This is a genomic window from Arenicella sp. 4NH20-0111, from assembly GCF_040366405.1.
Lineage (GTDB): Bacteria > Pseudomonadota > Gammaproteobacteria > Arenicellales > Arenicellaceae > Arenicella.
The window spans coordinates 18,619-42,717 of record NZ_BAABWF010000013.1 but is presented as its reverse complement, the minus strand read 5'-3'; the positions used below and the strand labels follow the sequence as shown (position 1 = coordinate 42,717).

Sequence of the window (24,099 nt, the reverse complement as noted above, 5' to 3'; positions counted from 1 at the left end):
TCATATGACAGCTTTGTTACAACTTTAAAGAATGGAGGTCGCCATTTCTACATATCGTGGGAGCGTGATCGAACGAAAATCCTCATCAGGGTTCATTCGCTCACCCAGACGTACAATTACCGTATTGTGTTCAGGAACGTTGATTATGTATTGTCCTAGGTGACCACTGTACCAGTAATATGCAGGGTTTCTGTCTAATGCTAGCCAGGTGGATAGCCCATAAAAGGGCTGGCCTACCGGTTGTATCATCTGTTTGACGAACTCTTGAGGAACGAGTTGTTGACCGTTCCAGTTCCCGCCATTAATCATTAGCAAGCCCAGCTTTGCGAAGTTACGAGCATTGGTATTTAGGCAGCAATAAACCAATTCCATGCCGCTATTGTCTAAATGCCATGCCGCGTCGTCGTTCATCTGCATTGGCTGCCAAATCTTTTTACTAAGATATTCGCTAAGGGTGTCTGCAGCGCCGGCTTTTTGTAGGGCACGTAGTAAAAAGATTCCCATGATCTGAGTTGATGCACTGGAGTACTCCCAGAAAGTGCCCGGTTCCATTGAGAACTCACCACTGAGTAAAAATTCCTCAATGTTTCCACCATAGTATAGTTCTACTGTTGGACTAAAAGGAGTGTAATAATTTTCGTCCCATTCATAGCCTGAATTCATTAAGGAGAAGTTTGCTATGGTGGCGCTTTTGGCTAATGGGTCAGAACTGAATTCGGGTATGAAATCTGTTATCGGTTGGTCTAGGCCTGTTACGTGTCCTTCTTGGATTGCGATTCCGAGCAGTAAGGTGGTGACGGTTTTCGCCATGGAGAATGAGTTTGTCTTACTGCGGTCGTCATAGCCGTTAAAGTAATTTTCTGAGATGACTTTTCCGTCTTTGATTACTAAAAATGCAGCAGAGCCTCCGACTTTTAACTCGTTTAAAAACTCGGTTGGAAGTGGCGTTTTATTAAATTTTTCATGCTTGAGCAGGGGTGTTTTGGCGGCTGCCGTAGGAATGGATCTCACGTTAAACACTTGATGATCGTTGATATTCGCTGTGATATGCCCGGCAAGGTAGGTGCGCTTGATACTGGTTAATATGAACCCGTTACCGCTAATAAGGAGCCCAACGACAGCAACTAGACAAATAGACATTAGGCCAATGATCAGTGATCTAACTATTTTCAAAACAATACCCTCTAGGTGAATGTAAGTTATAACGGTAATTCTGTTTTATGTATTGGCTGGCGCAATACAAAGCTGGTGTGTACACCCCTCACGCCCTCTAGTTTTGTAAGGCGGCGGAGTAAAAACTCCTCGTAGTGTCGCATATCTTTGATTAACACTTTGATAAGAAAGTCGGAATCTTGCCCTGTGACGACATAACACTCCATCACTTCCGGTAGCGCCGAGGCCGACGCTTCGAATTTTTCAAATCTATCGGCCGTATGTCGATCCATCGTTACGCTGATCATGGCCATTAGCTTTAGGCCAAGTTTTTCGTGGTCTAGCATGGTGATATGGCGCGTTATTATTCCAGACGACTCCAATTGTTTAACACGTCTTGCGCACGGGGTGGGTGACAAATTGACCAAGTCGGCTAATTCTAGATTAGTGATTCGGGCATTTTTCTGTAGATGCTGGAGTATTAGTCTATCGGTTTTATCAATATTCAACTTTTATATCTAATTATGTCCGTATTTTTAGTGATTATATCTAAAGTGTTGTCTTTTGTGTTCGTATATTGCTCAAACTTGCTCGCGCCTAGCAGTTATACTTATATGTAATACGAAACGTCAAGGGAACTTTGATTTCCACGCCAGAAATACCATGTCTCAATATAACCATCGCAAGTACACTAAAATTGCCACTATTGATAAACAAGACCGTCGGTGGCCTAACCGCACGATAGACGTATCTCCTTTATGGTGCAGTGTTGATCTGCGAGATGGCAATCAAGCGTTAATTGATCCGATGACGCCATCTCAAAAATTGGACATGTTTGAGATGCTTGTGGCGGTTGGGTTTAAACATATTGAAGTTGGATTCCCTGCTGCATCGCAAACGGATTTTGATTTTGTTCGCAAACTAATAGTGGAAAATCGAGTCCCTGAAGACGTCACGATTCAAGTATTGACTCAAGCACGAAAGGAGCTAATCGAAAGAACGTATGAGTCATTAAAAGGAGCGGCGAACGCGATTGTTCATGTTTATAACTCTACTTCTACGGTACAGCGCGAACATGTCTTTAAGCTCACCAAAGATGAAATTAAGCAGATAGCGATTAATGGCGCCAAATGGGTCAAACAAGGTGCGGAAAATCAGCCGGAAACCAACTGGCAGTTTCAGTATTCCCCTGAAAGCTTTACCGGTACAGAAATTGACTATTCGGTAGAGGTTTGTAACGCTGTTCTTGATGTATGGAAGCCAACTAAAGCGAACAAAGCAATACTTAACTTGCCCGCGACTGTTGAGGTAGCGACGCCAAATGTGTACGCGGATCAAATAGAGTGGTTTTGTGATCACATCAACAATAGGGAGTCAGTGATTGTGAGTTTGCATACTCACAATGACCGAGGTTGTGGAGTAGCGGCGTCGGAGTTGGGTGTTCTTGCCGGGGCTGATAGGGTTGAAGGTACTCTTCTGGGGAATGGCGAGCGAACCGGAAATATGGATATCGTAACCATGGCGATGAACTTATATAGTGCGGGTGTCGATCCTAATTTGGACTTTTCAATAATGGATCGGATTATCCATGTAGTTGAGAAATGCACCCAATTGAAGGTGCACCCTAGACACCCCTATGCGGGTGAATTGGTGTTTGCTGCGTTTTCTGGTAGCCACCAAGACGCTATCAACAAGTGCCTGTCGATCTATGAGCAAGACAGTACTTGGGAAGTTGCTTACCTGCCCATTGACCCTCGTGACCTTGGTCGCGATTACCAAGAGGTCATACGAATTAACTCACAATCAGGTAAGGGTGGCGTAGCTTATGTTTTAGAACAAGAGCATGGAATAAAAATGCCGCGTTGGCTACAGGTGGATTTTAGTCCCATTGTGCAGGCCGAGGCAGAAAACACAGAGGCTGAGGTCAGCCCGGATCAGATCGCCGAATTATTTAATGCCACGTATTTAGAAGCTAACAAGTCGATGGTGTTAAATGGTTATCAAGTGAATCGTTCTGATGGGGTTGAACGTTTTGAAGCCGGTTTTACGCACAATGGAGTAGAGCATCAATTGAGCGGTGAAGGGCGCGGTGTGCTGGAGGCTTTTATCAGTTCTTTAAGTGACCTTCTCGGTAAAAACTTGGTGATCATAGAGTATAACGAACATACCCTAGGACATAGTGACGGTTCGGAGGCAATGACGTACGTTCAGCTTAGCATTGACGCTAAACGGGTGTGCGGCGCAGGAAAAAGCCGAGATATTCTAGGCGCGAGCTTGGCTGCTATATTGAACGCCGTTGCCAGGGCTCATTAGCCTGTTATGAAGTTAGCCAAGGGAAATATTGTATTCGAATAGCGGCTCTTTATCACCGCTAATACGATTAGCCTCCTGGTTGAGGCACTTTTTTGTGGAGCCCTCTTGGGCCCCACGCTAAGACAGCCAGATTAAGACTCAGTTTCGCCTTCTTCGAGCGCTGATACGATAGTGCTTAGCGCGCCATGCATCAAGCTCGCAGCATTTTCAGCGGCAAGTTGTGGTTGATTGCTAACAATCGCGTCATAGACCTTTTTGTGGTCAGCGTAATTGCCAGTTTTCACGCCCGTCCTCATGTTGGTAAAGCGTATACTGACGCGAAGTGTTGTATCGATGATTCGACCCAGTTGCATGAAGAAGCGGTTTTCACTGGCATCCAGTATGCTCAGGTGAAAGGCGATATCTGACTCTAAGGGGTCATCTAACCCGCTCTCAGCTTTGGCCATGCGATCCAATGAGAGCTTAATCTGAGCGATCTTATCGACATTTTGGCGTTGAGCGGCCAGCATTGCTGCTTCGGGCTCCATTGCCACTCGCAGTTCTGTGAATTCTCGTAGTAATTCTAACGTGGGGTTGGAGTCTCGAATCCAGCGCAGTACATCGGCATCAAACAGATTCCACTCCGTTTCCGGTAGGACTCTAATTCCTTGTCGAGCGCGCGAAGTGATCAGCCCTTTTGCGGCCAAGGATTTAACAGCCTCACGAGCAGCGCTCCTGCTGACTTGCAGTTGCTCGCACAAGGTTGCTTCACTGGGGACTGGATTATGATCACCGTAAACACCCTTGATAATGGCATTTCCTAATGTGTCGGCAACTTGTTGAGTGAGGTTCATACCTCTAGTGTTCGAATTATTCATAAGTGTGAGGCCATCTTAAGGTGAACGAGTCTGGTTGTATGCAACAAGCTTTATAAGAGGCTTATGCATCAAACAGTTTATTAGTGGAATAAATTGTACATAAATATGACAATTCAAACTATCAGTAGTCTCAATATCTATACAATTCTCTTCACATAATAATGAAAATGCTTGTATTATAGTAAATATAACGACGTTATATTTTTAATGAGAGTATTCTTCCTTTGAAAGCGAACCTAAGTTTCACCGATATAGCAGACTTTCCTGACCCAAATTCAGCACCTAGTTCTTCAATGTTTGTGAAAGAACTCAGAGCTATGATTGATTTGGGCGGAGTGCCTTACAATTTATTAAAAGGCATAGCCTTTAAGTCAAAGAAAATCGTTAACGTAAAGAAGCCCCCCATTATTCTATTACCCGGTTTTGCCTCTGATGAACGGTATTTAAAGCCACTTCAATTCCATTTGCGGAGTTTAGGGTATACCGCGGAGGGTTGGGGGCTCGGCTTTAATATGGCGGGAACTAACTTGCCCCATACATTAGAACAGTTGGCACCGTCATGGGACGTTGAGTATTACGATGGTTACACACCTGAAACGTATAGAGGGGAAGGGGGCGTACCATACTTGTGTGATCGTGCCACAGATCAAATTCTTGCAAGATCGAAGGAGATTGGTGAGCCTGTCGTTTTAATTGGGTGGAGTTTAGGCGGGTATGTGGCTAGAGAAGTTGCGCGGGAGTTGCCAGCCCATGTGGCCAAAGTCATTACGCTAGGCGCTCCTGTGATAGGAGGGCCAAAATATACGCGAGCGGCTTCGTTTTTTAAGAAAAAAGGATTTGACATGGAATGGATTGAGAGTGAGGTTGAAAAGCGAAACCGAAAGCCAATCACGCAACCTATTACCGCCATTTTTAGCAAAACAGATGCCGTTGTGGACTGGCGCGCCGCACTTGATAAAGTCAGTCCCAATGTCGCTCACATACAAATCGATGCAGCTCATTTAGGCATGGGGTTTAATGCCAATATTTGGAAGCTAATCGAATTATCGCTTGAGAAATTCCAGGTCGATCAGAGTGCCACTTAGAAGGGAGGTCATGATGGAAATCCTTGGTCCTTTTAAGTGTCTTTAAGTTAAGTGTCTTTAAGAATTTTTAGCACCTCTTTGGTGACGATTTCAGGGGCTACGTATATTAGTAAATTGCCTGCTCCTGGTACCATTTTGCAGTGTGTGTTCTTCCGTTGTTTGCAAAAACGATAAACCGAATCGATCGACGTGAGTCCATCTAGCTCACCATTGATGTAATACACTGGGCGGTCAATATCTTTGAGCTCGAAAGCCATGTTTCGCATGATTTCAATGCCTTCGTAGGTATAGGCAGCGTATCCGTGTTGTGACGCAAACCGATATCCTTTGAGCAGTCTTCTCATGATGTTTTGGTCAGATGTCGCTGCTAAATCCGAAGGGGAGTTTCGATAGCCGATTTGAAACAATCTTTGAATGTTTCCTCTATTGAGCAATGAAACGGCTGCTAATACTAATGCCGGAAGTGTTTTTGGGAAATAGCGGGCTGATTTCGCAATTGCGCGAATTCCTCGCGGTAAGTGCTGCAGTTGCGCTAAATCCACAATGGGTACAACTCCAGAGACATTAATCATGGAGTGTACTTTTTCAGGAAACAGCGAGCAAAATTTAAACGCATGGATACTCCCCGCCATGATACTCAAAAGCGTTGCCTGCTCTATGTCTAAGGCGTCGAGTAACTCTTTTAAATCATTAGCGGCGGTTGATAACAAGTGTTCTTTGTCTGGAGGTGGTGACGAATCACCAAACCATGCTCTTGCTACGCCAATAATTTGATAGCCTGAGTTTACTAAAGGCTTGTGTATCTCTTGCGGCAATTCATGGTCATGCAGAATTCCATGAATAACGATGATGGTGCCCTTTATGGGTTGACCTGATCGATAATAAGACAGTGTGCGCCCATCAGACAACGTCAGGGACTTATTATCTAAATAGGAGTGTTGCCAAAGACTCTGCGGCGCAGGCGCGGCGCTAAGGTTGATACTTGCCAGTAACCTCATTAGTTGAGCCTGAGAATGGGTGTCTGTTTTGTTCAGAAGGGACTTGGATTGTTTACGAACAGTCTCAGTTGATCGATGCTGTTGGGATGCTATCTCCTTGATGCTTAAGCCTTGAAACAACAGGCCTGCGATGTCACATTCTCTTGGAGTTAAGCCGTAGAGTGAAGAAAGCTGACTTCGATGAGATTCATTCCAGCTCATTTGGCTGATGTCGATAACCAGTTCATCGCTTCCTTGAATCGGCTGAATTAACAGTAGACATGGCACTCCTGATTCAAGTGTTGCCAATAGTGGCTTTGCCTTGTGCGATACATCAACGGTTACTAGAGCTTCAAGCAAGTCAGCGGCGGAGTCATGATTAAACAGTTCCGTGACGGTTGCTTTGGAGTCAACGATCGGCTGTGCCAGTTCGTTACAAGAACTAATATCGCCATTGAGAGACACGCACATTGAGGCAACAGAGCGTTGAGGGAGCGAAGCCTTTGCCGTTTTGCTGGACTGCTCCGCCTGTTGCATTGCTGTGAATGCTCGCTGAAAATGTTGGGCCAGTGCCTGATTTATCTGAGGGTCATTGTGATTTAATACATCCTGCTCTATCAAATAGCGCTCCCAAGTCTCGATAAACTGATCAAAACGGTCGGGGTTAATTGCTAGATCGTAGACGGCATCGACCACCGCTCCTTTCTTTATTGAGCTATTCTTAGACAAAGGGACTCTAAAGTATCTGAAAGCTAAAGTTGTGTAACGACAGCAGTATATCGCTCATTTATTTAACGGAGTCTTGTTGAAACACTCTATTACATTCTTGGATTGTTGAGAACGTAGGGTTACCATCACTGGGTTACTCATAGCTTTATTGCTCATGTGGCCTGTTTATTCTTTGGTTCGACTGACTGTCTTCAGTAAACCACGAATCCTGTTACCTTTACCTACCCAACCTAAGCTTACATCATGCATCGTTATCGCAATGTCATTACCGAGGTAAATTCCCTAGTCAAGCTTGCTATGCCTGTGTCTTTAGCGCAATTGTCAATGGTGGGTATGTCGGCAACCGATGTATTGATCGCTGGAAACGCAGGCACGTTGGAGTTGGCAGGCATGAACTTGGGCGTGAATACCTGGCACATGATTATATTATTTTTCATGGGGATAGGCCTTTCCACCCAGCCTTTGGTAGCTAAGCATTTTGGCGCCGGCAGAGATCAAGGCGTGAAGCATCAGTTTAATCAATCGACGTGGATGTGTTTAATGCTAGGGCTGATTGCCACCTTGGTGGTTTGGGGGGGTGTTTGGGGTATGGGTTTTTTGGCGATTGACCCCAGTATTTTATCGATTGCCAGAGAGTTTCTATTGGTTATCAGTCTGTGTGCAATTCCTTTTTGCATGACACCCGCGGTCAGAGGTACGCTTGAAGGAATGAGTTTAACTCGCGTGGTATTCCTAGTAAATTTCACAGCATTTCTACTTAATATTCCACTTGATTATATTTTGGTGAATGGGCTTTTTGGATTTCCACGATTTGGTGGTGTGGGGTGTGCTTGGGCTACTGTTGTACTTACATGGTTAAGTTTTGGTACTACTGTTGCCGTGTTAAAGTGGCATAGAAAACTCAGACGCCAGAGATTGCTTGCGAATTTTGAAAGGCCCAATATCGAGTCAATTAAACGCACATTGATTCTTGGGGTACCAATTGGGGTCTCTTTTGTCGTGGAACTCAGTATGTTTTCCGGCGCTGGCATGATGATCGCCGCTTTTGGCGCGGTAGAAGCGGGTGCTCATGCCGTGGCTATCACCGTAGCCTCAATGAGCTTCATGTTGTACATGGGGCTTGCTCAAGGTGTAACGATAAGAGCCTCGCAGTTTTTGGGCGCGGGTGATCCAGGCTCCGCATGGTATACCATTAAAGTGGGGTCAAGCTTTAATATGTTTATAGCCTTGATTATTTGCATTGCTTTCGTTGTATTTACCGAGCCATTGATACGCTTATTTAGCCATGATGACGAGGTGGTAAAGCTCGCTGTAATTCTGTTGTATTTTGGCGCTGCATTTCAATTAGCTGATTGTTTACAGGTTGCTGTTATTCACGCTTTACGCGCTTACCACGACACCAGCAGTCCTCCCAAATATCAGTTGCTGGCCTTTTGGGGAGTAGGGCTGCCCGTCGGAGTTGGCTTGAGTTTTTATGATCTTTGGCCCGGTTTAGAAGGCGCAAAAGGTATGTGGTTTGCAATGGTTGTGAGCCTTACTTTGGTTGGGTTGCTCTTGCTGGGGCGCCTACAAAGGCATCGTAAGGATTCTTTGACTGTTGCTTGATGGCATTTTGGATGCTTTGATGTTTTATCAAGGTTAAGCACGTCTTAAACATTATTAAGAGAGAGATAATTCATGGGTATTGTGGTTTCTATTGCCATGCTTTTTGGCTTAACCGTATTGAGGCCGACACCATGGCGCAGTCGTGGTGTCGATCCAAAGCTCGGCTCGACGGCGGTGAAACTCGCTATTGGCTTATTAGTTCTGTTAGGGGTATGGAATATCGTATGGTATGGGTTTAGAAATTTAAGTGACCTTTGGGGAGTGATCGCTATCACGTCAGGTGCCGTCATGCTGTCGGCAGCAAGAATCATATACATTGAGCACATAGTCGGTGCTAAGAGCCAGGTAGACATAAACGTTCGTAGCGCAACGATAATACTGCTAGCGGGCTTTTTCCTTCTGTACGTAGTGTCAATAGTGCAACTGAATTTGGGGCTCCCCATTCTTGGCCGACCCTAGGTAGTTGGCCACTTGGCCTATTTTACGCCCATCGTAGATAGCGCCTTTTTTAGTTAGTGTCTTTGCGCGTCTTGAGTTTACTAGCAAGTATTCTTTTTGCTGCAATATCGATTGATTGATAGTCGACCGATGCTTCTAGGGACAGAGGCCAGCGTTCTAGGTTGCCATCTAGCCAAACAAGCAGGTGTGGTTGACTGGTGAATTCAATCGCTGGTTTGACCTCCTCGGTATTTAGATTGTCGCTGACGAATGTAAGGACCACATCTTGCACTACCTGATACCTAAGTGTGCGGCTGTAGTTATCGGTAATATATTTAGTGAGAGCGTTGATGTGTGACTTGTACTTAGAGCCTGTTCCTTTGGCAAAGGTTTTTGGGCGATATAAGATTAACGCGGGTTGCGTCACAAGGGTGTTTTCGCTGACGATAGATTGGTCCTTTGAGTAAGCGCTGTCAGAGGCGTTTCCCTCTGGGTAGTATTGGTCAAATAGGTCTCGATTAAGAGCGGCTCTACGGTGCTCAGCCTCTCGGATGTTAGACCTTAGTGCCACCAACTCTTGGCGAGCAGAAGCACGCCTGGATTTGAGGCGGTAGCGTTCTTTTACTGCTCTTTTTTCAGCTTTTTCGTCTAAATTACCGGAGTCAATTTGATACGCCAGTTCGCGGCGGCGATGGGTAGCGAATTCTATGTACTCCTGTGCTTGGTAAATATCTGATTCAATTTGGTCTACGAAGTTACGAGCTTTAAACAAAATATGACCATCCTTGTAGGCCTCATCGAAATAGTACTGTTGGTCTTCATCACAAATTGGAGCGTAGGCTAAATTCCGCCACCCAAATTCGAACCCATTTTCCTCTCTACAAAACGCCTCTAATCCTAATGTATATCCTTTAGTAAACTCTTCTTTGTCTGACCAGACATTATATTTGAGGCATTTTCGGTCGCTTTTCTCCCAAGCAGATGGGTATGTCTTTCCACTTTTTGCGCTGTCGAATCCCGCGGCTAACCAATCCGTGGTAAAGCAACTTTTATGTGCTGATCGCTCGATCATGGTGGCACATCCGCTAAGTAAGATGAGAATCAATATGGCACTGGCCTTCAACAGAGGTTTCATTGTTATTCGCACTAATTAGTAAATCACAATCCAGTTAATCTAGAGTTAAAAGTGTAGAGGTTGTTTTCTATGCATGCAAATGGATACTGTTTGGATGGCAGATGAGTCGAATGCGGATAGGCTCCAGTCGAGAGGTCGTCTTAACTGGTTTGGATTAATAGTATAAAAAGATGAACACTAGCCCATGCTTGAAACTCAATCGTTCCGTGCGTTGATTTGGTCAGGATGATTAGCTAGTTGGGATAATATTTTTTCAGCGGCAGAGTTAAGAGTATTCTTCTTCAATGGTGACTTAGGATTCAATGCGAGTCGTTCAAGGGTTTGGTTCCACCATACTAACAAGTGCGGCTGATCACCGAACTCTGATGCGGTATTTAGTTCGACGTTTGGGCTGCCGGGTATGTTAAAGGTTACGTTAACATCTTGAATTATTTGGTATCGAAGCTTCCGAGGGTATTGTTTTGTGATGTGCTTGCCTATCGCTTTTATCTGCTTACTGTAGGCGGACTTATTTCGCGTACTCCTTCTGGGTTCATAGAGTAGTATTGCTGGTTCGGAGACCATGATGGATTCACTGAATAGGGTTTTATCTTTCGAATAGGCGGATTGGGAGTCTTGGTCTGCGGGATAATACTTATCAAGTAACGCCCGCCGTAAAATGTTTTTTTCGTTATCAGCTTCTTGTTTCTCAGCGTTTAATTGCCTGACTTCCTCACGCAGCTGATTTCGTGTTGTTTTAAGGGCATAGCGTTCTTTTACTGCCTTCTTCTCCGCATTTTCCTCTAGCTCCCCTGAGTCTATGCTGCGAGCCAATTCCTTGCGTTTACGAGTGGTTTGCTTAATAGATTTCTGAGCTTTAGCTAGACTTGATGCTGCCCTCTCCAATTGCTTGATGGCCAGGTACAGCTGGGCTCCATCTTTAAATGCAGTGTCGAAGTCACGCTGAGGTTGGCCCTGGCATATTGGTTGGTAATCAAGATTTCGCTGTCCGAATTCGAAGCCGTTCGCCGGCAAACAGAAAGCGGCCTTTCCCATTTTGTAGCCGCGAGAAAACTCCTCTTGATCAGACCAGACATTGTGTTTTTCGCACTTCTTATCACTCTTCTCCCAGCCTTCTTTGTATGTGACTCCGTTTTTGGCACTATCAAAGCCAGCCGTAAGCCAATCCTTTTTGAAACACGTGTCTGGAGATGACTTTGCCATCACCATCGTAGCATCGCTAAAGATCACATAAAATAGGGTGATGATGGCTGTTGCGGAGATCTTCATTCTTAAATAGAGTCCATTCGTAAATCATAGTGGGGCGGTTCGCGTCCCAAAGTGTAGGAGTTACACTCACTCATTACAATTCAAAAGTCCATTAAGTTTTTTGGGTGGTATTTGAGTGATTGTTCAGAATTCGTTACCCATAAAAAAAGGCAGGTTACCCTGCCTTTTTTGTTGCGGTAACTCGAGAGCTATTTTTGCTCGGCAACCCATGCATCAATTTTAGCTTCTACTACGTTCAGAGGTAGCGGGCCGTATTTCAAAATTTCATCGTGGAACCCACGGATGTCAAATTTGTCGCCAAGGGATGCCTTAGCTGACTCGCGAAGTTCTAGGATTTTCAGCATGCCAATTTTATAGGCTGTTGCTTGTGACGGCATGACAATATGGCGCTCGACCATCTTGACGGCATCCGACACAGCGTTAGGGGTGTTGTCCGTATAGTATTTAATCCCTTCCTCGCGCGTCCATTTCTTAGCATGAATGCCGGTATCAACCACAAGTCGGCAAGCGCGCCATAACTCCATAGCAAGGCGCCCAAAGTCAGAATACGGATCGGAGTACATGCCTATTTCCTTAGGTAGGAATTCAGAATATAAGCCCCAGCCTTCAATGTACGCAGTGTAACCACCAAACTTACGAAATTTTGGTACCTCTTTTAGTTCTTGTTGTATTGCCAGTTGCATGTGGTGCCCGGGAATGCCTTCATGGTAAGCAAGCGCTTCCATTTGATATGTCGGCATGGCCTTCATGTCGTACAGGTTTGCATAGTACAGACCGGGTCTCGACCCATCTTCGGACGGACGTTGATAAAAAGCTTTGCCGGCAGACTGCTCGCGAAAGGCTTCAACGGCCTTAACTTGCAGATCGGCTTTTGGTTTTGTGATGAATAATTCATCTAAGCGGCCTTTCATTACATCAATTAGTTGCGTCGCTTCGCTTAGGTAGCGATCTTTTCCTTCCTTATCATTGGCGTAATAGAACTGATCATCGTCACGCATGAACTCCATGAATGCTTTTAGATCGCCCTCAAAGCCGACTTTCTCTTTGATCGCACTCATTTCGTTATGTATGCGGTCAACTTCTTTAAGGCCAATGTTGTGAATTTCATCGGCTGTCAAGTCTGTCGTGGTTGTGCGCTTTAACGCGACATTGAAGAACGCATTGCCATTTCGCCATTTCCAGACTCCGTCGTCGGTGTTGGCTTTAGTTTCCAATTCAGTTAAATGAGAAACTAATTTCTCATACGCCGGTTTTACCGATGTTAGCAGAGCAGACTTAGCATCTTTCAATAGCTCCGCACTTTTCTCTGGTGTTAGATCACTCCCTTCTTTGTCAGCTAATTTTTCAAGTTTACTTGAAAAGTCGGCGAGTAAAGTGCTGGGTTCACCGTCATCGAAGGGCGCTCCTTTAATGATGTTTTTGCTGTCACGGATGACGTGTGGGAATACAAACTTAGGCGGTACGATATTGGCGGCAGTTCGTGCTTCGATCCCGGCAACCAGTTGATCAAAGAGCGTGCTCACGCCATTTAACCGAGATACATACGCTTCGGCGTCTGCAACGCTGGAAATACGGTGTTGATTGATTAACAGTGACACAACGCCAGAATGGCGCCCGAACATTTGATTAACAGGGTAGTTATACAAGCGCCACTGATAATCCTCAATTTCGTTTTCTAAAGACTGAGTTAGCAGGTCATAACTCAAAGCGGTGGCTTGGTCTAACTTAGAGCGATCGAAAGTTTGTAGCTCTTTTAAGTTTTGTTTACTGAACTCCAGTTCCTTAGCCGCATTTTCGTCACTAAGATCGTTCCACTCGCCCATGCGTTCCTTTCTCCCTAGATAGGTCAAAAATTCTGGGCTTCGAGACAGTCCTTCCTCGAAAATTCTTTCGTAGAACTCGTTGGCTTTTTTAGATTCGATGGCGACTAAGTTCTTAGAATCAACTGCTGGGGATTCACTTACAATCGGGGCTGTTTCTTGTTTTGATGTGGTTTGCTCTGGGGCTTGATCGCATGCTGCTAGAACGGCAGCGGCTATCAACGCAATACTTAACGGTTTACGCATGGTCATGCTCCTAAAATTCGTGGCTTTTTATTTTCTTTTCATCAACGCGTCGCGTTTTTGATGATAGGAATAATAGATGAATTTTAAAAAGAAAACGTTGCAAATATTGCGCTTTTAAAAGAATTAAGTTTCCATCATATTCTAGAATGGAAGTTTAACGTGCTTCAACGTAAAGTCTATTCACGCAGCGGTCCAACTTGAGGCTACCGTTGGATCGCTACGTATGGCGAAATGATCGGAGTGCTTTACACAGAAAGCCGTTGCTAGGTATTGATTACCATAAGCCCAGTGTTAGAGTCTATGTTTCCCTCACAGACATCGATGTATCGCTCGCTAAGTTGTAAAAGTCCGTTTAACTCGACGCACTCTAGCCAGCTTCTCGTTTTTAGCGCTGACTCGACAACGAACGTTCCTGAGTTGACCTGAAACTCTTTTGGCCCCATACGTTTTATCATTTCTTGAATATGCCCTGGCGCAAAAAATTGTTCGCAGCGGTCAGTGTTGATGCCGCTGACTTCCGACAGATCGTTCCAGTGCGTAATTCCAACGTTAAGCGTGTGTTTCATATTATCGCTCAAATGTTGATGTAGGGCGCTTAGCAGTGATTTGTTGCCTGACATATCGACAATAATCGTAGACTTAGTCGCGTCTATATTCTCGATTTCTTCGTAGCTAAGAACCTGATCGTATAGGTTGAGGTTTTCCACAGAGGACCGATTGCGTTTAGAGGTCAAGCCAATGCTTTTCGGTGAACCCTCATCGTTTTGTAGCGCATACGCGACCCCCACACTGGTCTTGCTTGACGCGCTAATTATTAAGATTTGATCAGCATTGAACCAATCTTTGTCAGACAATAGATCGTGAATGCTGTAAGCGGTTACAAACAACGGAAACAACAAACTGCGTTCGTTGTCAGCTTGATGATCAACAGCAGGAGCCGAACGGTATATATTGTATCCAGCTGGAAGGTGAGCACGATGCTCGCTACCGTCGATGTAACTGCCTCGTTCCACGTTGCTTGGTTTCATTACGCACTCTTGTGCCGGCGGAAAGTAGCCAAAGAAACGTTCCCCAACATTGACATGCTCGCAACGTGACTCGGTGACCACGCCAAAGCCCCATACTGGTATTTGTCCCCATTCGGTCGAAGCATCGGTCCCATCGGCATTTTTCGCTGGGAAAAACGACCAGTATTTTAGGTAGTCTCCTAATACGGCGTAGGTAACATTGTTCGCGGTGAACGAAAACCGTTCCACATTAACTCGTATTTCGCCAAGATTCACTTCCTGCGTCGGCACGTCGATGACGCGGAACTCGTTGAAATTTTCTTTTTTGCTTTGTAATACCTGCATTGTTCAGTTTCCCGCTTGCGCTCTTATTTTCATCGCTTCTGGCATCAGTCTTTTTACACCCTCAATGGCGGCTGGTACCGCTGCTTTCATTCTACCAAGAAGTTCCATTTCATCCGGAGTCGTTGTCTCGTCGGGAACCGTTAATGCAGTAAACCCATCGAGTCGATTTTCAATTAGCCAATCTCTAAGCCCCGGTTCTTGCGACCAGCGGTATTGGTTTTTCATTTGCGCTGCGATCCCCATCAGCCAATCCGTATCGTGATTTGGCAGAGGGACGATGCCGCAAATGTCGTTCTTTGTGTCTTCATCATCATAATTTGCTTCAATATGGGCAATAAATGCTGCACTGAATACGGGTTGATAAGATCGAACTGTTTGTACGCAGATGGTTTTTCCGTCAAACACAGGAAAGCTTTCGCTCACAGGTACCGCTCTGGCTGAGCAGTCAACAAATATCGCGTTCCGAGGGATAGAGACTGTTTTGTCTTTAAATCGGAGTTCTCCGGGGCGGATTTCCTCCACTCGGCCGTGTCGAATTACATTCTTAATTTTACGCAGTTGCGATGCCTCACCCTGACTGACGGTGGCTCCATGAAACATGGTGGGCGTAACATTTTTGTCCAGACGCATTAGCACGCCTCCTTTTTCCAAGCGCTCAAATAGATCCCGAATTGATTCGGCAGCCCCCAAAGCTTCAAGTTGTGTTACTTGAGCCCCGATCGAATCGAAAAAGAAATCTTTGCTTGGCTGAGTATTCTGTCGATCGATCCACCAGGCGTCTCGCGGCATGATCCAAGAAATTTTATCTGGGTCTATTTGATTGTCTAGTAACCACAAGCACGCGTCGATGCCGGTCTTGCCTCCGCCCACCACAACGTAGGCATCTCTCGGACAGGATAGCTGAGGTAAATCATTGAGGGGGGCAAAATCCACTTCCGATGAAATTTTAAAGTTAGGTGTGTGGGTCGACGGAACCGATGTTTTAAAATAAGTGCCGTCAATCACTTTATTACGCACATTGACTTTGAAACTTTGGTCAGAGATTAACGAGCTAAACTCGCCATCCCCATGGTATTCACACATGGGGTGATATTGAACTCTGCCTGACGGAAGAAATACATGTTTCATGATCTGGTCATAGTAAGCCATTACTTCCGCTCCAGATGCCAATTCATGCAGTCCTTTATTAAGGCCAACCTCATCACGCTTACCAGAGCTCAGTTCCGTTGAACTTACACCGTAGAATTTAGATGGCTGGTGAAGAGAGACAAACGAGTAGGCGTCATTCCAGTGGCCGCCGGGTTTATGATGCTTGTCGACGATAATAATATTAGCGTCAGTTTCAGTAAGTAATACATCTGCAACAGCCATTCCTACTGCGCCAGCCCCAATGATAAGGTAGTCCGTTTCCAGCTGCGTCTTGGGTAAAGAGTTCGTCATAGTGGTTTCCTAGTGTTTAATAGCATCGCCAAGGTTTGATATTGTCATCGTCATTTTTGGGTCGATAACAGACGGTTGAATAATGAGTGCAAATTTCATTATTCGAACAAAATATAACAGTGTTATATGCTAATATAACGATGTTATTGTTGTCAACCGTAATCTCGACGCCGAAACAGAGTGTGTAAACAACTGGTATTGCATTAATGCTTAGCGCAAACTCCGTTTGGTAAACTAATCTTCTAAAAGCCATTTCAAATAGTCATCGCATGCAAGATCAATACAAAACTCCTGAAAAGAATGTCAATGAGAAAGGCTCAGCAACTCGGAATAAGATCTTGTTGGCTGCTTCGGAATTATTTCTAGAAGGAGGCGTGGCCGCCTTAAGTGTGAGAGCAATATCAAAGCGCGCCGGCCTCTCTACAATAGGTATTTACAGCCATTTTAATGGGAAGCAAGGGGTTTTGGATGCTTTGTATATCGACGGCTTTAATATGGTTTATGAAGCAATGAATGTTGAGCTAAATGATGATCTAGGGATACAGCATGTGTTGATGTCTTGCCAATCTTACCTGAAAGTGGCTTTTGAGAATGAAGCTCATTATCGGTTGATATTTGGCGAGAGTGATATGGGGTACGAGCCCTCAGCACAGGCTCGAGAAGCCGCTACAAGGGCGTTTAAAAAGCTTGTTTCCAACACAGACGCTTACGTTAAAAGTATGTCGCTGAATGTCGATCGATTAACCGGTGCCTTAGATATCTGGGCTGTTATGCATGGTTACGTGAGTATCAGTCATCATGCGATGGCGAATGAAAAACTAGATTGGATGGGCATGGCCTTGAAAGCCGTTGAAAGACAAATTAATTCTTGGGGCTCGTTTTAACGCTGACGATTAAATGAGAGCGGGTGTCTGGTGTGGTGTATCGAGCTAGGCAACGATTGTTTTAGCAATCCGAATCGCAGCATACGATTCGGATTGCCAAGAAAGCGTGCCTATTCTTTGTTCTCCCAATACTCAGCGTTTTTGATTCCAAGTTTTTTGGGGTCGAATGTGTAGTTTTTCACACCCGCTTTTTTCTGGGCTTCGTAGTCTTTGAGTGCTTTAATCGCAGGTTTTCCCATAAAGAAAATGATCAGTATGCCGATGATGTTTACCCAAGCCATTAAACCCACACCGATGTCTCCTAGTGCCCAAGCAAGGTTAGCTTCTTTAACAGTCCCAAAAAACACGGCCGCTATGAGTCCAATTTTTAGAATGTTAACAGCGCCAGGTATTTTAATAAATCGGCGAATGTAGACTACGTTACTTTCAGCAATGTAGTAATAAGCCATTAGCGTCGTGAATGAAAAGAAGAACAGAGCCACTGCGACAAATGGGTTACCTATTCCTGGCATCACACTCTCAATGGCCATTTGGGTAAATGCAGGGCTATTGGCCGCTGTATCAGCGGCAACATTTTGGATGATCAAAGACGTCGAGTCAGGTCCAACATTGAACATGCCAGTGATTAAGATCATTAAGGCAGTGGCAGTACACACAAATAGTGTGTCAATGTAGATCGAAAACGATTGAACTAAACCTTGTTGAGCAGGGTGCTGAACTTCCGCCGCCGCCGCCGCATGGGGGGCGGTTCCTTGACCTGCTTCGTTTGAATAGACTCCACGCTTCACGCCCCAGCCGATAGCTGCACCAAACCCAGCCATTGGGTTAAAGGCGTCTTTTACAATCATCGCCAATATGGCAGGTACTTCAGTAACGTTGATGGCGATGATGATGCATGCGGTGATGACGTAAGCTAGTGCCATAAACGGGACGACGATTTGAGCGAAACTCGCTATCCGTTTTACACCACCGAAAATAATAAACCCAAGAATAATGCAGATTATGGTGCCTGTGATGATTTTCACTGAACTCATATCACCGAGGGCTGAGCTGATAATGCTCCCTTCACCGAGTGTCTGCGTTACCGCATTGCCGATTGCATTTGATTGGACAGTCGGCAGTAGAAAACCACAGGCAATGATGGTCGCAATGGCAAATACCCAAGCGTACCAAGTTTGCCCCATGGCTTTTTCGATGTAGTAGGCTGGCCCGCCTCGATACTCACCCTCATCAACTTCTTTGTAAATTTGCGCTAGCGTCGCTTCAATATAGGCGGTGGCTGCGCCAAAAATAGCGACTATCCACATCCAAAAAACCGCTCCGGGGCCACCAAAACCAATCGCGGCTGCTACTCCAGCAATGTTGCCTGTTCCAACGCGACCTGAAAGCGAAACAGCGAGTGCTTGAAATGGAGAGATACCCTTTTCAGAGCTTTCTCCGGACCTAAGCAGGTGTATCATTTCTTTGAACAGGCGGACTTGCATAAACCTGGTCATTATTGTGTAGAACAGGCCAGCGGCCAGGCATAGATAAATTAGCGCTGGGCTCCAAATTACACCGTTAATGGCATTTACAATCGATTCCATAATATCTTGTTTTCTTTTATTTGTTGTTTGATTAACTTAACCAGCCGAGTTGATTGCGCGAACGAGCAAATAGCACCAGAGCGATCGCAATAATCAGGACCACGCCAGCCATTGCGATGTTAAACGTGCCAACAATGTTATGCAGTTTCGCGATTAAGAACGAGTAGGTATGCTGAGTGATCACGGCGAGCAGCGAAATAATTAAAACAGGCGTCGCGGCTTTCTTTTTCAGCAGTAACAATACTGACCCTAACAACCCAGCAAACACGGCGATTGCGAAGGCAGCAGTAACCCAGGAAGGGCGGTTGTTGTATGCTTCTTGTAAATTAGAAGGCAACTTTGAAAATTGCTCGGCTGTCATATAGGCCTCACCTAAATAGGCCAATACTCCGACACCATTCCAGGTGATGGCCGTTAGACAGATGATCCAATACCAGATAGGTGTTTTGGAAATATCGCTCACAGTTTTTCTCCAGAATTTGCTCCTTCGGATTATGGGAGCGTTTAGAAATTATTATTTTGCAGTCGTATGATTACGAGCTTGCGAAGCACTTTAGCATATTTTCCAGCCGATTCTTTGGTTGATGAATTGAAATGGCTAGTACATCTATTTGTTTTGAGTCGTCGAATGACTTGGGCGAAATGCTAGGGTTGAGAATAACGTTGATGGCCTTGTCGCGAGCGGAGTGCTAGTGAAAAAAATAACCGCGGGCAGGCCGCGGTTATTTTTGTATTTATGCTAATCACACTTGAACAGCATGATTAGCATTGTGAGGGTGGCTAGGCGTTTGTTTAGAACGCGTAGCTAGCCTTACCATAAAGGAATGTACCGTTAAAACCGAATGGAGTGAACTGGCTGTATTCCAATCCAAGTACGGCACCGAAGTCGAAACTTCCAACGTCGGCTGCACGATCGCCTTGTTCGTCCGTCACGTTACGCGCACCAAAAGAAAGATCAATACGATCTGAGAGCGTGTAGCCAATTTCTAGGTCAAGTAAGTTGTTTGACCCAAAAACACCGCCAGCTTCATTGTCGTAATAATCACCGTAGTGGCTCAAGCGTGCCATTAAGCGAAGCTTGTCCATTTGATGTGAGGCAGTAAAGTTCCAGCGAGTGTCTGGCACACCGTCTTCAATTTGACGTACACGGTTGTCACTCAGTAAGCTCGCGTTGCGACGAGTCACGGTTGTGTCGGTTTTATTGAATGCAATGTTCCATGTGGTGTTTCCGCCAGCCCAGTCTGTATTCCAAGTTGCTACGATATCGACACCTTCTGTTTCTGTGTCGAACTGGTTAGTGAAAAACGAGAACGTCGCAATGTCAGACGCATCGATACCTTGACCTGCCAGCGTCGCTAGATCAGCGGCAGAAAGAGAGAACGTATTAGAAATATTCAGACGATCATCAACATCGATCTTAAATAAATCCACCGTAACGTCCAATCCGCCAACTGCAAAGTAACCACCTAAGGTGATGTTGTTGGATTCCTCTGGGCCTAATTCTGTACCGCCACGTAATAGGGCAGCAGGGCTAGTCGAAGGAATTACACCTTGGTTTGTTAACACGCCATTGACCAATTGCGTCGAAATATTAGATGCATTTGATTGGCCTGGTGTCGGTGCTTTGAACCCTGAGCTAATCGTCGCACGCATACCGGCTGAACTGCCAAACGAGTAGTTACCACCTAACTTATAGTTGGTTGTGCTGCCAAAGCCGTCAAAATCTTCAAATCGAACAGCCGCTGCAACCAAAAGGTTGTCACTCGCTTGCCACTCTAAGTCAGCGTAAGCTGACGTGTTTGCGCGGTCAAATGACCCGGCAATCTGTGGTGAGAAGCCTGGAAAACCATTGGTCGACGTAGAAAAGCCTTGAGATCCTAGGCCGCCGTCAATGTAAGACTCGAGTTGTCCCGCAATGATTGAAAACTCTTCTTCACGATATTCCGCACCAAAGGCCAGCGTTACGTTGTCTGAAAGAGGCATGCTGAAATCGGCGTTTAAGCTGATGTCTTGTTGCTCGTAAGCACCTGGGTTGAAATTTCTTGGGGTGTTCGGGCCCAAGCTTGCGTTTACTGTATTGTTAATGAAAAAATCAGCTTCGTTGTTACCGTAATAAGTGCTAACCGACCAACTCAAACCGCCATCGGTTTCACCTCTTAGGCCTAGCAAAAATGACGTGTCCGTGACTTCACCACCAAAGTTTGGCGTGAACCCTCCAGAAATGAGCTCAGCAAAGTTAAAGCATTCTGGACGAGCCGCAGCGGCAGCGAAAGCAGCGCTGGTTAAGCCAGCGGCCGTTGCCGGAATGTCAGTTGGGCAGTTGCCGCTTCCATCCGCCGTTAGGTCAGCAAACAATAGATTGCCGTCGGACGCGTTAACGCCGCCTCGATTAGATGGGTTACGATAATAGAAACCGCCTGTTGCTTCTTTATTATTGTAGTTGGCGTTACCAAATAATTCGATACCATTACCAAATTCAGCGCCGAAATTCGCCCAGAGCTTTACGTCACCGTCGATTTCAGGCGTGCCCCAAACTTGCGCTGGCGTTCCCACGTTTTGCACTCCGGCAGCAATAAGGCCAGCCGCGTCAGCGCGCTGCACCGATCGATCGGTGGCCTCGGCTTCCGTGTATTCAGCGGTTAAATTCAAAAAGCCGTTGTCGCCAAGAGCAAAGCCTTGATTCACAGCAAGCGTGTATTGGTTTTCGCCTTCTGTGTATTGGCCGTACTTAATTTCGGCCGAGCCTTCAGAGTTAGAGTTTTTCAGGTTGAAGTTGATTACGCCAGCAATCGCGTCAGAACCGTATTGTGCCGCTGCACCATCGCGCAGTACTTCCACACTTTGTAATGCCAGTGATGGAATTGCGGCAATATCAGGGCCTTGTGATCCATCAGCCAATCCTGCGCCAAGCCAAGTGATTACGGCGGCACGGTGGCGGCGTTTACCATTTACTAGAACCAATGTGTGGTCAGGGGCCAGGCCACGTAGATTTGCAGGGCGCACCAAGGTGGCTGCGTCGGAAATAGGTTGATCGTTTACGTTAAATGACGGGACTACGTTACGCAGCAAATTTGAAGTGTCTACGCCGCCTTGCGACACAAAGTCTGATGCCGAGATAACATCAACAGGCGCAACAGATGCTGTGGCTGAACGTGGTTTGCCACGAGTACCAACGGTTACAATTTCTTCAATGGTGGTGTCTTCAGACTGGGCAAAACTGGGCGCCGAAACGCCGGTCATTGAAGCGACTACGATCGCAATTGCGGTAGCCCTAGGGTGAAATAACTTCATATACTTACTCTCCTGCAAATATCTAAGATTTGCTAATATAAGTGTCGATGGATTTTTTGTATGACTTCAAGTCAAGCTTGTATCCTCACATCTGAATACAAGCTTTGCTCAATCCTACGCTGGTTTTTTTTTTGCAACAAGATGTCTAGCCCGCAAATTAGTGGATATATGTCAATTAATTGAAAAAAAGACACGATTTTTGTCGGTTTGATATGCTGATTACCGAATAATTTTCTCTCGTTCGAATTTCTAACTCGTTTATGATGTTCAAGTAGGCCGTCTATTAGAAAAATGCCTTTTATAACAAGACATTAGATGCTAAGAGAATTGTCTGCAAAAAATCCTCCATTGGTTTAAAAAAATAATTAGAAAGAAGGTTTTTATGGAATTGCCCCCAAATCGCGCCACACAAGAAATGCCGCTGTGGTTAGCTCTTTTTCCGGTTCTGATACTGATCGCTGCCCTCACATGGAATGTTTTGTTTGTCTATGGTGATAATGCACTGTCTGGTTCCAGCCAAATGGTGATCATTTTGGTTGCTGGGCTGACCGCTGTTATTGGTATGGTGCGTGGAGTTGCTTGGTCGTATATTCAGGAACGAATTGTGGCGACCATCGGTAATGCAATGCCATCAATACTGATATTGTTGCTTGTCGGCGCATTGGCGAGTATTTGGTTGTTGAGCGGCACCGTACCCACCATGGTGTACTTTGGTTTGAAGCTATTGAATCCCACGATATTCCTCGTTGCATGTTGTATTGCATGTGCGTTGACCTCGGTCATGAGTGGCAGCTCTTGGTCAACCGCGGCGACAATCGGTGTTGCAATGGTGGCGGTTGGTAGAGCATTGGAAATACCAGATGGACTGATTGGCGGGGCGATAATTTCGGGCTCTTACTTTGGTGACAAAATTTCTCCGTTATCAGATACCACTAATTTGGCTGCGGCGGTAACGGACACTCCGGTGTTTGATCATATTCGATACCTGATATTGACTACTGGGCCATCGATGGTTATTTCGTTGATTCTCTTTACGATTATTGGCCTAAGTTTAGAAACAACGGGTTCTGCTGTGGATGTCTCTGTTGAGTTGGCTGCCATTCGAGAAACCTTTAATATCACAGTTTGGTTACTCATCCCGCCCGCGGTTGTGTTGACGCTTATTATGAAAAAAGTACCTGCAATTCCATCGCTGTTTGTCGGTATTGTGGTTGGAATCGTCTGCGCCGTGATTTTTCAGCAACCATTATTGCAGTCGTTGACAGGCACCGTCAGTGCCACCCCAATTATCGGCGATGGAACGAGCAGTTTCGCGCCGAGCGCAGGGTACATATTGGTGATGGACACTTTGTTTAAAGGGATTTCGATCACGACGCCCATCGAGATGCTGTCTGAACTCTTTAGTGCCGGTGGAATGGAGGGTATGTTAGGTACAGTTTGGTTGATTTTAGCGGCAATGTCATTCGGCGGAGTGATGGATGCGTGCGGAAACCTTACTCGCATCATGGAGTCAGTTAAGGGTTTGGCTCGTGGCTTTTTCAGTTTAGTTGCCTGTACGACAGGCACTTGCATTGTGACTAATCTGAGCACATCTGATCAGTATATTTCAGTAGCAATACCAGGCAAGATGTACAGTGATTTGTATCGTGAAAAGGGCTTTGCTCAAGAGAACCTCAGTAGGACATTAGAAGATACTGGCACCGTGACCTCGGTGTTGATACCGTGGAATACTTGCGGGGCATATCACGCCAGTGTGTTGGGGATTGGGACGTTGACCTACCTTCCCTATTGTTTTTTCAATTTGTTGAGCCCGTTCATGACCCTTCTTTTTGCATGGTTTATGATTAAAATTAAGCGTTCTCCGAAGCCTGAGCAAGCGTCAAGCAGCAATTCAAATCAAACTTCTCAAGCAGTCTAAGA

The 24,099-nt window shown here is 45.5% G+C and carries 18 protein-coding genes; 6 read left to right on the top strand and 12 right to left on the bottom strand.

Features of this window, described 5'->3' with window-relative positions; translation table 11 throughout:
* Positions 1–24: 24 nt before the first annotated feature.
* Entirely contained in the window at positions 25–1,173 is a 1,149-nt protein-coding gene (locus ABWW54_RS18655; protein WP_353414547.1) for a serine hydrolase domain-containing protein, read from the bottom strand.
* A gap of 26 nt (positions 1,174–1,199) precedes the next feature.
* Positions 1,200–1,661, bottom strand: a complete 462-nt coding sequence (locus tag ABWW54_RS18650; RefSeq protein WP_353414546.1) for an Lrp/AsnC family transcriptional regulator — start codon at positions 1,659–1,661, stop codon at positions 1,200–1,202.
* A 154-nt stretch (positions 1,662–1,815) separates the two neighbouring features.
* Between ABWW54_RS18650 and leuA the strand changes: the two genes are divergently transcribed.
* Positions 1,816–3,465, top strand: a complete 1,650-nt coding sequence (gene leuA / locus ABWW54_RS18645) for a 2-isopropylmalate synthase (RefSeq protein WP_353414544.1) — start codon at positions 1,816–1,818, stop codon at positions 3,463–3,465.
* A gap of 131 nt (positions 3,466–3,596) precedes the next feature.
* On the opposite strand, the gene ABWW54_RS18640 is transcribed toward leuA, so the two are convergent.
* Positions 3,597–4,322, bottom strand: a complete 726-nt coding sequence (locus tag ABWW54_RS18640) for a FadR/GntR family transcriptional regulator (RefSeq protein ID WP_353414542.1) — start codon at positions 4,320–4,322, stop codon at positions 3,597–3,599.
* Between the two features lie 224 nt (positions 4,323–4,546).
* Between ABWW54_RS18640 and ABWW54_RS18635 the strand changes: the two genes are divergently transcribed.
* Positions 4,547–5,407, top strand: coding sequence for an alpha/beta hydrolase (locus tag ABWW54_RS18635; RefSeq protein ID WP_353414540.1), 861 nt, complete (start codon positions 4,547–4,549; stop codon positions 5,405–5,407).
* 47 nt (positions 5,408–5,454) lie between these two features.
* Here the strand turns inward: ABWW54_RS18635 and ABWW54_RS18630 are convergent, their stop codons facing one another.
* Entirely contained in the window at positions 5,455–7,113 is a 1,659-nt protein-coding gene (locus tag ABWW54_RS18630; RefSeq protein WP_353414538.1) for a bifunctional helix-turn-helix transcriptional regulator/alpha/beta hydrolase, read from the bottom strand.
* Positions 7,114–7,356: 243 nt separating this feature from the next.
* Between ABWW54_RS18630 and ABWW54_RS18625 the strand changes: the two genes are divergently transcribed.
* Both ABWW54_RS18625 and ABWW54_RS18620 read left to right on the top strand, forming a co-directional pair.
* Entirely contained in the window at positions 7,357–8,718 is a 1,362-nt protein-coding gene (locus tag ABWW54_RS18625; RefSeq protein WP_353414536.1) for an MATE family efflux transporter, read from the top strand.
* Positions 8,719–8,790: 72 nt separating this feature from the next.
* A complete protein-coding gene (locus ABWW54_RS18620; RefSeq protein WP_353414534.1) occupies positions 8,791–9,177 on the top strand; it encodes a hypothetical protein in 387 nt (128 codons plus the stop codon).
* A gap of 49 nt (positions 9,178–9,226) precedes the next feature.
* Here ABWW54_RS18620 and ABWW54_RS18615 read toward each other — a convergent pair whose 3' ends face one another.
* From ABWW54_RS18615 to ABWW54_RS18595, 5 genes are all read right to left on the bottom strand, one after another.
* The gene (locus tag ABWW54_RS18615; protein ID WP_353414533.1) at positions 9,227–10,291 is read right to left on the bottom strand and encodes a DUF2799 domain-containing protein; all 1,065 of its coding nucleotides are present in this window, start codon (positions 10,289–10,291) and stop codon (positions 9,227–9,229) included.
* 195 nt (positions 10,292–10,486) lie between these two features.
* Positions 10,487–11,560, bottom strand: coding sequence for a DUF2799 domain-containing protein (locus ABWW54_RS18610; protein WP_353414532.1), 1,074 nt, complete (start codon positions 11,558–11,560; stop codon positions 10,487–10,489).
* A gap of 188 nt (positions 11,561–11,748) precedes the next feature.
* Positions 11,749–13,626, bottom strand: coding sequence for a DUF885 domain-containing protein (locus ABWW54_RS18605; RefSeq protein ID WP_353414531.1), 1,878 nt, complete (start codon positions 13,624–13,626; stop codon positions 11,749–11,751).
* A gap of 263 nt (positions 13,627–13,889) precedes the next feature.
* Positions 13,890–14,978: a DUF2855 family protein gene (locus ABWW54_RS18600; protein WP_353414530.1), complete on the bottom strand. Its 1,089-nt coding sequence runs from the start codon at positions 14,976–14,978 to the stop codon at positions 13,890–13,892.
* Between the two features lie 3 nt (positions 14,979–14,981).
* Positions 14,982–16,418, bottom strand: a complete 1,437-nt coding sequence (locus ABWW54_RS18595; protein ID WP_353414529.1) for an NAD(P)-binding protein — start codon at positions 16,416–16,418, stop codon at positions 14,982–14,984.
* A 269-nt stretch (positions 16,419–16,687) separates the two neighbouring features.
* On the opposite strand from ABWW54_RS18595, the gene ABWW54_RS18590 reads away from it, so the two are divergent.
* Positions 16,688–17,302: a TetR/AcrR family transcriptional regulator gene (locus ABWW54_RS18590; RefSeq protein WP_353414528.1), complete on the top strand. Its 615-nt coding sequence runs from the start codon at positions 16,688–16,690 to the stop codon at positions 17,300–17,302.
* 110 nt (positions 17,303–17,412) lie between these two features.
* Here the strand turns inward: ABWW54_RS18590 and ABWW54_RS18585 are convergent, their stop codons facing one another.
* From ABWW54_RS18585 to ABWW54_RS18575, 3 genes are all read right to left on the bottom strand, one after another.
* Positions 17,413–18,888: an alanine/glycine:cation symporter family protein gene (locus ABWW54_RS18585; RefSeq protein WP_353414526.1), complete on the bottom strand. Its 1,476-nt coding sequence runs from the start codon at positions 18,886–18,888 to the stop codon at positions 17,413–17,415.
* 31 nt (positions 18,889–18,919) lie between these two features.
* Positions 18,920–19,351 carry a hypothetical protein gene (locus tag ABWW54_RS18580; protein ID WP_353414524.1) on the bottom strand — a complete coding sequence of 144 codons (432 nt, stop codon included), beginning with the start codon at positions 19,349–19,351 and terminating at the stop codon, positions 18,920–18,922.
* A 329-nt stretch (positions 19,352–19,680) separates the two neighbouring features.
* Positions 19,681–22,179: a TonB-dependent receptor plug domain-containing protein gene (locus ABWW54_RS18575; protein WP_353414522.1), complete on the bottom strand. Its 2,499-nt coding sequence runs from the start codon at positions 22,177–22,179 to the stop codon at positions 19,681–19,683.
* A 382-nt stretch (positions 22,180–22,561) separates the two neighbouring features.
* On the opposite strand from ABWW54_RS18575, the gene nhaC reads away from it, so the two are divergent.
* The gene (nhaC, locus tag ABWW54_RS18570) at positions 22,562–24,097 is read left to right on the top strand and encodes a Na+/H+ antiporter NhaC (protein ID WP_353414520.1); all 1,536 of its coding nucleotides are present in this window, start codon (positions 22,562–22,564) and stop codon (positions 24,095–24,097) included.
* Positions 24,098–24,099: the final 2 nt, after the last annotated feature.